This window comes from Streptomyces sp. IBSBF 3136 (genome assembly GCF_036815105.1).
GTDB lineage: Bacteria > Actinomycetota > Actinomycetes > Streptomycetales > Streptomycetaceae > Streptomyces.
Genome location: NZ_JAJSZC010000253.1, coordinates 1 through 10,484, shown reverse-complemented (window position 1 = coordinate 10,484; position 10,484 = coordinate 1). Strand labels below are relative to the sequence as shown.

The window sequence follows — 10,484 nt, the reverse complement described above, 5'->3', positions numbered from 1 at the left end:
CGCCCACCCCGCCCCTCACACAGTCGAGACATATACACCCCGGCGCATGCAGACCGGCACACATCTCCCCCGGGACAGAAATCCGACAAAAAACTATGAGTCCGGTATGGCGCGGAATGAATACCAGGGCCCGACCGCGGTCGGACCACCAGCGCCCAATCAATGGTTTCCACGGCGCACACGCGACCGTTACCGGCCGGCCCATTGAATCCTGTACGGCCGTCACGCGAACGGCACAACCACCGTCCTGGGCAGGGCCGTTGGGGCCCCTCCGCGTGGCGGTCGTTCCCCATGTCGGTGATAGCATCCCGGCGTCTGCGACCTTGGTCCACTCGGCTCAGACCCCGTATTGAGATCGGCCGGTTCTCAACACGACGGCGACCGAGTCGTACCGAGCGGTTGTGCCACGGATTCCCCCGATCCGTCCGCCGACGACCGCAGGCTACACATAGGAAAGGTTTCCATGACTCGAGACGCACTCGTCTGGTGCCTGGTTGCGACGACGGTGATCGCCGTGGCCGCGGCCCTGGTGCTCCGTCGCCGCAACAAGGCCATGGCGGCGAAGAAGCAGCAGGCCGAGGCCGTCCTCACCCAGAGATTGAGTGAGGCCGACGGTCAACTGGCCACCTTAAGAGCTGAGTTGCACCAGCACCAGGCCGAGCACGACAAGACCATCCGGGAAGCCGAAGAGGCGGCCGAGGAAAGCACCAAAGCGGTTCTCAAGGGTTCCGCGCGCTTTCTCCAGAGCCTGGCCGCGGAACAGTTGACGCTTCTCGAGGAAATCCAGCGCAAGTACGGCGGCCACTCCGTTCTCGGCGACCTGCTGGAAGTCAGCCACGCCAATGCGCAGATGGCCCGCAAGGCGCAGGGCATCGCGGTCATGTGCGGTGCTCCGCTGGGCCGCCGGAACAGGCCCGCGAGCGTTTATGACGTGGTGCGCAGCGCGCAGGGTCAGATTCGCAACTTCCGGCGCGTGGAAATCATGCAGCAGACCGGTTTCGCCCTGAAGGCGTCGGCGGTTTCCCCGGTCGCCCTCGCCGTCGCGGAACTCCTCGACAACGCTGCCAGCTTCTCGCAGCAGGGTTCGCCCATCGAGGTCAATTTCCAGCGGGTGCAGAAGAATCTGTGCATCGTCATCGACGACGCCGGCGTCGGAATGAACGACGAGGAGCGGCAGAAGGCCTCCGCCCTGCTCTCCGGTGACTTCCGCCCTCGGCTCTCCCATCTCGGCAATCAGCCGAAGTTCGGCTTCCCCGTGATCGGCCTGCTCGCGCAGCAGTACGGGTTCCGGGTGGACGTGACCGGCGTGTCACGGTACGGCGGTGTCCGGGCGGTCGTGCTGCTGCCGGAGGAGCTGTGGACCGAGGAGGAGACGGCACCGGCCGAGGACCCTCAGATCAGCGGCATTCGCGGCACCGTCGGACGACCGGAGCCGGTGTCCCGCACCGCGCACGGGCTGCCCCGCCGGGGAGCGCGCCAGGTGCCCATCGCCAGTGTTCCCGACCAGGAGACCGCGGCCGCGCCCGCGGCGCCGGCGGAGGACGCGGGCCGGGCCGCGGGCCGGAGCCTGGGAGCCTTCCAGCGCGGCACGCTCTCGGGCCGCAACCTCGCCTCGGCACCGTCCGAAGGGTCCGATGACGCATGACCACCGACCTGTCGTGGATGCTCGAGGACATCGTGCACAACGTGCCGAAGGCGCGGCACGCCGTCCTGCTGTCGGCGGACGGCCTGCCGCGCGGCTCGACCGACGGCATGGACCGCAAGGACGTGGGGACGATCTCCGCCGCCATGGCGGGCATGCAGTCGCTCAGCCGGGCGACCTCCCACTTCGCCGGGCCGGGGGAGGACAGGCAGTGGAACCAGACGATCATCGAGTTCTCGCACGGCTGGATCTTCCTGATCGGAGCCGGGCAGGGCGCGTATCTCGCGGCGGCCGCCGCGCCCGACGTCGACATGCAGCAGATCTCCTTCCGCATGCACCGGCTGGTCGCGCGGCTCGGCAACAACCTCACCTCGCCTCCCCGGGTGACCGCCGAGGACGGCGACGGGCAGCCGGGCCGCACCTCGGCGCAGGCCGGGGCCGGGAGCGGCACGGGCATCCCGATAGCCGACCTCGACGACGTGGTCGGTGACGTCCAGGGTGCCCGCCACGCGGTCCTGCTGGGCGCCGACGGGCTGCCGCGCGGCGCGACGACGGGCATGAGCCAGGATCTGGCGGACACCATCTCGGCCGCCATGACGGGCATCCACGCCTACAGCCGGGCCACCTCGCAGTTCGCCGGGGTGTCGCAGAACGCGCAGTGGCGGCAGACGGTGATCGAGTTCCAGCACGGCTGGATCTTCCTGATCTCGGCCGGGCAGGGCGCGTTCCTCGCCGCGGCCGCCGAACACGAGGCGGACATCGAGGAGTTCACCACGCGCCTGCATCAGGCGGTGCCACGGCTGAGCGCACATACGGCACCACACGGGGAGGCGAGCCGCACGTGAACGACGAGCCGGATCAGGAACTGGAGCTGACCTCGGCGTTAGTTCCGCTCTTCGTGATCACGAACGGGCGTGGTCTGCCTCCGGAGCACGCCTACGAGCGGACGGCCCTGGTGTCGGCGCACCAGGACGCCACCGTCTCGGCACCCACGCTCTCCCCGGAGGCGCGTCAGGTCCTGGAGCTGGTCAGGGACGGCTTCCTCTCCGTCGCGGAGGTGGCCGCCCACACGCATCTGCCGCTCGGGGTCGTGCGGATTCTCCTGGCGCAGCTTGAGGAGAGCGGTCTCATCATCGCGCGGAAGCCGGTTCCGCGCGCCGAACGTGTCGACCGGGAAGTGCTCAACGCCGTACTCGACGGCCTCAAAGCCCGATTCGGAGCGTGATTCGTGTACCTGGATTCAGGTGTCCTCACCGCGGTGAAGATCCTCGTGGTGGGGCACTTCGGGGTCGGGAAGACCACGTGCATCGGAAGCATCTCCGAGATCGAGCCGCTCCGGACCGAAGAGGAGATCACCGAGGCCAGCGTGGGCTTCGACGACCTGTCGGGGACCCCGGACAAGACCACCACCACGGTCGCCATGGACTTCGGCCGCCTGACCATCAGCGACGAGGTGGTCCTGTACCTCTTCGGCACGCCCGGTCAGGAGCGTTTCAAGGAGATGTGGGAGGAGCTGTCCAGGGGGGCGCTGGGCGCGCTGGTCCTGGTCGACCCGGAGCGGCTGTCCGAGTCCTTCCCCGTGCTGGACCTGGTCGAGCGGTTCGGCCTGACGTACGCCATCGGCGTCAACCACTTCGAGGGCACGACCGACTATCCGCTCACGGAGATCCGTGAGGCGCTGAACCTGTCCGACCGGACGCCGGTCGTCGCCTGTGACGTCCGGGACGAGCAGTCGTCGGCGCAGGCGCTCATCACCCTCGTCCGTCACCTACTCACCCTTCTCGACTAGGAGCCTCCCCCCATGCACCAGCGTCCCGGCGGGCCACCGCCCGGCTGCCCCGCGCACGGCAACCCCCAGCTCTACGGGCCCGAGTTCGGTTCCGATCCCGACGCCCGCTACGAGTACCTGCGCGGCCTCGGCCCGAGCGCGCCGGTCGACATCGCCCCCGGGGTGGAGGTCGAGCTGGTCACCAGTTACGACGCCGCCCTGTACATCCTGCAGAACCCCGCCTCGTTCGTCCGGGACTCCCGGCGCTGGCGGGCCCTGAACGAGGGCCGGGTGCCCGAGGACAGCCCGGCGCTGCCCATGATGGGATACCGCCCCAACGCGCTGTTCAGCGACGGGGCCGCGCACGCCCGGCTGCGCCAGGCCGTCACCGACAGCCTGGCCACCGTCAACGAGCTCCAGCTGGTGCGCCAGACGCAGCAGTCGGCCGAGTACCTGATCAGCCGGTTCAGCTCCGACCGGCTCGGGCAGGCGGAGCTGATGGCGGAGTACGCGCAGCCGCTGCCGCTGCTGGTCTTCAGCGACCTGTTCGGCTGCCCGCCGGAGATCGGTGACCGGGTCATCGTCGGCATCAGCGGGATCTTCGACGGTACGGCCGGCGCCGACCTGGTGCTGGGCGAGGCGCTGGGCGAGCTGATCGCGCTCAAGCGCCGTCGTCCCGGGGGCGACCTGACCACCCGTCTGATGGAGCATCCGTCCCGGCTGACCGACGAGGAGGTGCTGCACCAGCTGGTGACGCTGCTGTCGGGCGGCACCGCGCCCCTGTCGGCGACGATCGGCAGCAGCAGCGCGCTGATCCTGGGCGAGGAGTGGCAGACCGGGCTGCCGGTCGAGGACGCGGTCACCCAGGTGCTGTGGAACTACGCCCCGATCGCGAACTACGCGGCCCACTACCCCACGCACGACGTGGAGCTGGGCAACCGGGTACTGCGGGCGAACGACCCGGTGGTGATCTCCTTCGCGGCCGCCAACACCGACCCGCGGCTGGCGGAGCACCGCGAGCAGCTCAGTGCCAAGGCGCATCTGGCCTTCGGGGCCGGACCGCACGCCTGCCCCGCCAAGGACCCGGCGTTCGTGATCGCCGTCACCGCCGTCGAGACCCTGCTGAACCGGCTGCCGGACGTCGAGGTCCGGGTCCCGTTCAAGGACCTGAACTGGGTGCCGGCTCCCTGGAGCCGCTCCCTGGTGGCCCTGCCGGTCCGGTTCACGCCTCGCGCCGTGACGCCGCCGGCCGCGCAGGCGCCGGCCCCGGAGCCGCAGCCGGTCGCGTCCTCCCCGTACCGCTCGGCACCCCAGGCGCCGCAGCCCGTGGCGGCGAACGCTTCCCGGCCCAAGCCCGGTCTCTTCAGCCGGTTCCTCGCGTGGACCAGAGGGGAGTGACGTAGGCAACTCTCCACGTGAATAGTCATCTTGTATGTGTCAGTCGGCCGAGGGGTATGCATGGCGGCTGATGCCGAGATCAAGAAGGAGCCATCGTGGAGACAGCGATAACTCCGCCTGTCGACAGACGCTTCGCCGTCCCGCTGTTCTCACGGCTGCGGACGGCGAAGGGGCAGGCCAACCCCTTTCCGCTCTATGCGGAACTCCGGTCGGGGGGCGGAGTCGTCGCGGCCCCCTGGGGCGGGCACCTCGTCACCGGTTTCGACCTGTGCGACCAGGTCCTGCGCAGCCGGGAATGGCTGGAACCCGACACGCGCTGGCGGGAGGAACAGGGCGACGGCACCCGCTGGACCGCCCCGTCCTCGCGCGAGATGAGCCGGACCCTGCCCGCCCTCAACCCTCCGGACCACACCTGGGTGCGCCGCTCGGCGGGCATGTTCGACCGCGCCTCCCTCGAGGATCTGCGCGGCACGGTGGGCCGGCTCACCGGACGGCTGCTCGACACACTGGCCGCGCGCCTCGACGAGGGTGAGGCGGACTTCAACGCCCTGGTGAGCGAGGAGCTGCCGATCGCCACCATAGGACACTGGCTCGGGCTGCCCACCGCCGACTTCGCCCGGCTGCGGGAGCTCACCCACGACCAGGTCTTCACCCAGGAACTGCTGCCGTCGGCCAGCCAGCTGGCGAAGTCGGACGCGGCCACCGCCCAGCTGCGTACCTACTTCATGGAACTGGTCCGCGAGCGCCGCGCCCGCCCCGGCGAGGACCCCGTCTCCCGGTGGATCGCGGTGTGGGACACCATGGAGAGCGACCAGGACGAGGCCGACGAGGCGGTGTACTTCCTCGCCCTGTTCGTCCTGCTGGCGGCGCTGGAGACCACGTCCACGCTACTGTCGACGATGACACTCCTGCTGCTGGAGCACCCCCGGCAGTGGGACTGGCTCACGGTCCACCCCGACCTGGTGCCCGCCGCCGTTGAAGAATCGTTGCGCTACGACCCGCCCACCCATGTGATCAGCCGCGTCTGCGCCCAGGACCGGATCCTCGGCGGCGTGGAGGTGCGCAAGGACGAGATGGTCCACCTGATGGTGGCGGCGGCCCACCGCGACCCGGCCAAGCACGCCGACGCCGAGCTGTTCAACCTCCACCGCAAGCCCGCGCACCTCGCCTTCAGCGGAGGCATCCACTACTGCCTCGGCGCGCCGCTGGCCCGCCTGGAGGCACAGACCCTCCTCCACCAACTGGTCAGGCGCTTCCCCCGCCTCACCCTCGTCCGCAGACCGTCGTGGGCCCCCCGCGTGGCCTTCCGGCGCCTGCTGAACCTGGACGTCGCCCTGTCATGACCGACACCCCGCTCCCCTCCCCCCACTTCCCGTACAAGGCCCTGCACGTCGAGCACGACGGGCCGGTCCTGCGGGTCCGTCTCCTCCCCACGGCCGAGGGCAGCACGCTGACCGTCGCCGCCCTCGACGATCTCGCCGCCCTGCTCCACGGCCTGCACGACCGCCCCGACATCCGGGTGCTGCTCCTGTCGTCGGACGGCGAGGACTTCTGTCTGGGCGCGGACCGCGGCGAGTACCGCGCGGCGCTGGCCGAGGATCCCGGCGGAGCCGTCATGCGCCGGATCGCCGACAAGGCGTACCGCGTGTGCGACGCCCTGGAGAACACGCACGCCGTCACCATCGCCCGGCTGCACGGCAAGGTGGTCGGCGCGGGCCTCGCGCTCGCCTCCTTCTGCGATCTGCGCGCCGGTGCCGACGACTGCCGGTTCCGCATGCCCGAGATCGGCATCGGTCTGCCGCCCGCCTGGGGCGGCGCCATGGGCCGGCTGATCGTCGAGGGCGGCGCCGCCAGGATCCGTGAACTCATGCTCACGTGCGAGACGTTCGACGCGGAGAGCGCCCTGCGTCTGGGTCTGCTGCACAAGGTCGCCCCGCGCGAGGAGCTCGACGAGGCCGTCTCGGCGTGGGTCAGGCCCCTCGTCCGGCGCTCGCCCGAGGCCCTCACCCTCACCAAGCGCATGTTCACGGGCCACTCGCGGGCCGCCCGCACCGCCGACGTGGCACTGCTCGACGCGCACCTGCTCACCGCGCAGCTCACGGCGCCCCGCCCACAGCGGGTGACCGGGCACACCTAGGACCTTCCGCCGCCTCCCCCTCGCCGCCCGACCGCCGCTGTCCGGGCGGCTCCGTATGAGCGGGCCATGGGGCAACCCTCGTGTTCTTCACGGGGGTTGAGGCGCGTGGTAGCGTCGCGCGGTGTCCAAGATCGAGATCGACGCGGTGACGGCCGAGTTCTTCGGCGCCTTCGACAACCGCGGCGGCAGGGCCGCCGACGTGGCGCGCATCCGCCGGCTGGTCCTGCCCGGCGGAGTGATCGTGATGACCGGCCCGGACTTCACGGTCTACACGGTCGAGGAGTTCATCGAACCCCGCCTGCGGCTGCTCTCCGACGGGCGGCTCATCGAGTTCTCCGAGTGGGAGACCTCCGAACACACGCAGATCGCGGGCGACATCGCCTGCCGCGTCGGCACCTACCGCAAGTCGGGGATCAGGGACGGCGAGCCGTTCGAGGGCGGCGGCACGAAGACGATGCAGTTCGTCCGCACCCCGGACGGCTGGCGGATCGCCGCGGTGTCCTGGTACGACCATCCCTGAACCCGGCCACGGTGACGCCGAGAAGCGGGCCGCGCACCGGTGGCACGGCCCGCCCCTCGGTCTCGGCCGGGCGGATCGGGGGTGGGGGCTCCGCCGCTTCGGTCAGCGCGCCTTGTTCAGCTTCTCCAGGGCCTTGGCGAAGCCGTTCGCCCACAGCTGGTTGACGCGGGCGCGCTCGGTGGCGTTCGGGTAGCGGTTGGTGCAGGACGTGCCGGGGCCGCCGCCCGACATCAGCTCGCTGCACGGTCCGCTGTAGTGGTCCGGCAGCCCCAGCACGTGGCCGGTCTCGTGGGCCGCGACGCGGATCGAGTCGTACTGCCGGTTCTGCGCGTAGTCGAGGAAGATGTAGCCGCTGCCGTGGCCGTTCGTGGAGGCGTAGGACCCGCGGCTGTCGTTGCCCTCGTAGTAGGCGAAGTCGGCGCCGCCCGAGGTCGCCTGCAGCTTGACGTTGGACACGGAGCTGTTCCATATCGACGCGGCGCTCGATATCTGCGAGCGGAAGCTCGGCGCCTGGGAGGCGTCGTAGTAGACGGTCACGGACTGCAGGCCGGGGTGCGCCGCCTGCTTCTTGGCGACCGAGGCGAGGACGGCCTCGAAGAACGCCTTGTTGTTCGCCGCCTCAGCGGCCGAACCCGTGTACCTGGACTGCGCCGGGGCAGGTGCCGCGTCGGTGTGGGCGCTCGCCGGGATCGCGGTGCCCAGCGTCGCGAACGCCACGCCCACGGCGAGCGCCACGGCTCTGCGGGTGGCTTTCACCGAGGTGACGGACGTACGGGTCGAAGTCATGTGGGGGGCTCCTTCTCGTTCGTGTGGGGTGGTGAACGATCGGTTGCCCATGAGTTTCGGGCAGCCCACCGGCCGGCGGATGATGGCAACCGGGGATAGCGCGCGGCTATCACGGCGAACACCGGTACGACAGTTGGCCTTTGAACATCTGGCGTCCCATCAGTCACCGCCCTTACGCTCCCGGTATGGAGCTGGAGGTGAGGCACCTGCGCGTGCTCTGCGCCATCGCCGACGCCGGGAGCCTGCACCGGGCCGCCCGGGAACTCGGCATGGCACAGCCCTCGTTGAGCACCCAGCTGCGCCGGATCGAGCAGACGCTCGGCGGCCGGCTGTTCACCCGCGGCCGTACGGGCAGCCGCCCGACACCGCTCGGGCACATCGTGGTGAGCCGGGCCAGGCCGCTCGTCGCGGAACTCGCCGCGATCGTGGCCGAGACCCGGGCGGCGGCCGCCCGGGCCGCCGACGGCCCCCGGCTGCGCATCGGCGCCACGGCCAGCCGGGCCCTGCCGGGCTGGCTGCGCCTGCTGCGCGCGCGGGTCCCGGCCGTGGAGCCCAGCCTGCAGATGGACGTGTCCGCGAACGCGCTGCTGCGCATGGTCGCCGAGGGCAGGCTCGACCTGGCGTTCGTGCACGAGGTCGAGGGCAGCCCGCTGCGGGTGCCGGCCGGGCTGTGCCTGCGGGTGCTGGTGGAACGCGAGCCGCAGTTCGTCACCCTGGCCGCCGACCACCCGGCGGCCGCGCGGCGCGAGGTGCGGCTCGCCGACCTCGCCGGCGACCGCTGGATGGTGGACTCCACGGTGGACGGCGAGTGGGACGCGCTGTGCCGGGTGCTGCGCCGGGCCGGGATCGAGCCCGACCTGCTGCACGGCGACTACCTCACCGCCTACTCCCTGGCCGCCATCGGCGAGGTGGTCACCGTCAGCCAGCCGACCGCGCGTCCCCGGCCCGACCTCGCCCTCCGACCGCTCGAGGGCGACCCGATAGGGGTACGGCTGCTGCTCGCGGCCCGGACGGCGGCCGAACTCGACGACGCCTGCCCCGAGCTGGAGGAGGCGTACTGGGAGGCGGCCCGTCAGTCACCGGCCTACCAGGAGTGGCTGCGGCGCGGCACGGCCGGCGCCGGGCCGTCACCGGCGCACCGCGGACCGGGCGACGACCTGCGGGTGCTGGCGTCCGGGCGGTGAACCGGCGGCAGGCGGACGCCGGGCGGGCGATGAGTTCCGGACATCCGCGGAGTCGGAACCACAGCCGCACCGCCCGACCCGACCGGAGGGACCCGCACCGTGACCGACATCCACGTGGCCGAATCGGACCTCGACCTGCCCGACGGCCGCAGGCTGCACGTCTACGACACCGGCGCGGACGGGTCCGGAACGCTCCCCGCTCCCCCGGTGCCGCCTCTCACCGTGTTCTGGCAGCACGGCACGCCGAACGTGGGCTCGCCACCCCGGCCGCTCTTCCCGGACTCCGCACGGCTCGGCATCCGCTGGGTGTCGTACGACCGCCCCGGCTACGGCGGGTCGACACCACTGCCCGGCCGCTCCGTCGGCTCCGCCGCCACCGACGTCCGCCACGTCGCCGACGCGCTCGGCATCGACCGGTTCGCCCTGATGGGACACTCCGGCGGCGCCTCGCACGCCCTGGCGAGCGCCGCGGTGCTGCGCGAGCGGGTGCTCGGCGTGGTCGCCGTGTCGGGGCCGGCGCCGTTCGGCGCGCAGGGGCTGGACTGGTTCGCCGGCATGGCCCCGCCCTGCCGGGCGTCGCTGACCGCGGCCGTGGCCGGCCCTGAGGCCAAGGCGCGGTTCGAGGCGGCGGCGGAGTACGACCCAGGGATGTTCACCGAGGCCGACCACGCGGCGCTGGCGGGCGACTGGTCGTGGTTCCACGAGGTGGTCGCGCCGGCCGTGGCCGGCGGCCCCGGCGGGCTGATCGACGACGACCTGGCCTATGTCGGCGCGTGGGGCTGCGACCCGGCGGCGGTCACCGCTCCGGTCCTCGTGCTCCACGGGGGCCTGGACCGGGTCGTGCCCAGCACCCACGGCGAGTGGCTCGCGAAGCGCTGCCCGCGGGCGGAGCTGCGGCTGCGGCCGTCCGACGGCCACCTGTCCGTCCTCTCCGACGCGCCCGCCGCCCTGGACTGGCTGGTGGCACACGCGCGCGGCTGAGCCGGGACGACCGGGCGGCGCGCCCCCGGCGCGGCCACCCGGCCGCCACCTCGCGCCCGCCCCCGCGC

At 71.7% G+C, this 10,484-nt stretch carries 11 protein-coding genes; 10 read left to right on the top strand and 1 reads right to left on the bottom strand.

What is annotated here, in order from left to right:
- Positions 1-463: 463 nt before the first annotated feature.
- From V7E45_RS34810 to V7E45_RS34775, 8 genes are all read left to right on the top strand, one after another.
- Positions 464-1,645 carry an ATP-binding protein gene (locus tag V7E45_RS34810; RefSeq protein WP_333778251.1) on the top strand — a complete coding sequence of 394 codons (1,182 nt, stop codon included), beginning with the start codon at positions 464-466 and terminating at the stop codon, positions 1,643-1,645.
- The gene (locus V7E45_RS34805) at positions 1,642-2,487 is read left to right on the top strand and encodes a roadblock/LC7 domain-containing protein (protein ID WP_333778250.1); all 846 of its coding nucleotides are present in this window, start codon (positions 1,642-1,644) and stop codon (positions 2,485-2,487) included. The genes V7E45_RS34810 and V7E45_RS34805 overlap by 4 nt, the downstream gene beginning before the upstream one ends.
- The gene (locus tag V7E45_RS34800; RefSeq protein ID WP_333778249.1) at positions 2,484-2,867 is read left to right on the top strand and encodes a DUF742 domain-containing protein; all 384 of its coding nucleotides are present in this window, start codon (positions 2,484-2,486) and stop codon (positions 2,865-2,867) included. The genes V7E45_RS34805 and V7E45_RS34800 overlap by 4 nt, the downstream gene beginning before the upstream one ends.
- 3 nt (positions 2,868-2,870) lie before the next feature.
- Positions 2,871-3,431: a GTP-binding protein gene (locus V7E45_RS34795; RefSeq protein WP_333778247.1), complete on the top strand. Its 561-nt coding sequence runs from the start codon at positions 2,871-2,873 to the stop codon at positions 3,429-3,431.
- A 12-nt stretch (positions 3,432-3,443) separates the two neighbouring features.
- Positions 3,444-4,808: a cytochrome P450 gene (locus V7E45_RS34790; RefSeq protein WP_333778246.1), complete on the top strand. Its 1,365-nt coding sequence runs from the start codon at positions 3,444-3,446 to the stop codon at positions 4,806-4,808.
- Between the two features lie 95 nt (positions 4,809-4,903).
- Complete coding sequence (locus V7E45_RS34785) at positions 4,904-6,151, top strand: cytochrome P450 (RefSeq protein WP_333778245.1); 1,248 nt, start codon at positions 4,904-4,906, stop codon at positions 6,149-6,151.
- Complete coding sequence (locus V7E45_RS34780; RefSeq protein WP_333778244.1) at positions 6,148-6,945, top strand: enoyl-CoA hydratase/isomerase family protein; 798 nt, start codon at positions 6,148-6,150, stop codon at positions 6,943-6,945. Before V7E45_RS34785 ends, V7E45_RS34780 begins: the two co-directional genes overlap by 4 nt.
- A 121-nt stretch (positions 6,946-7,066) precedes the next feature.
- A complete protein-coding gene (locus V7E45_RS34775) occupies positions 7,067-7,465 on the top strand; it encodes a nuclear transport factor 2 family protein (RefSeq protein ID WP_333778243.1) in 399 nt (132 codons plus the stop codon).
- 102 nt (positions 7,466-7,567) lie between these two features.
- On the opposite strand, the gene snpA is transcribed toward V7E45_RS34775, so the two are convergent.
- Positions 7,568-8,251, bottom strand: coding sequence for a snapalysin (gene snpA, locus V7E45_RS34770; protein ID WP_333778242.1), 684 nt, complete (start codon positions 8,249-8,251; stop codon positions 7,568-7,570).
- Positions 8,252-8,436: 185 nt separating this feature from the next.
- Between snpA and V7E45_RS34765 the strand changes: the two genes are divergently transcribed.
- A complete protein-coding gene (locus tag V7E45_RS34765) occupies positions 8,437-9,435 on the top strand; it encodes a LysR family transcriptional regulator (RefSeq protein ID WP_333778241.1) in 999 nt (332 codons plus the stop codon).
- Between the two features lie 108 nt (positions 9,436-9,543).
- Positions 9,544-10,416 (top strand): alpha/beta fold hydrolase, encoded by an 873-nt coding sequence (locus V7E45_RS34760; RefSeq protein ID WP_333778252.1) that lies wholly within the window; start codon positions 9,544-9,546, stop codon positions 10,414-10,416.
- Positions 10,417-10,484 lie beyond the last annotated feature (68 nt).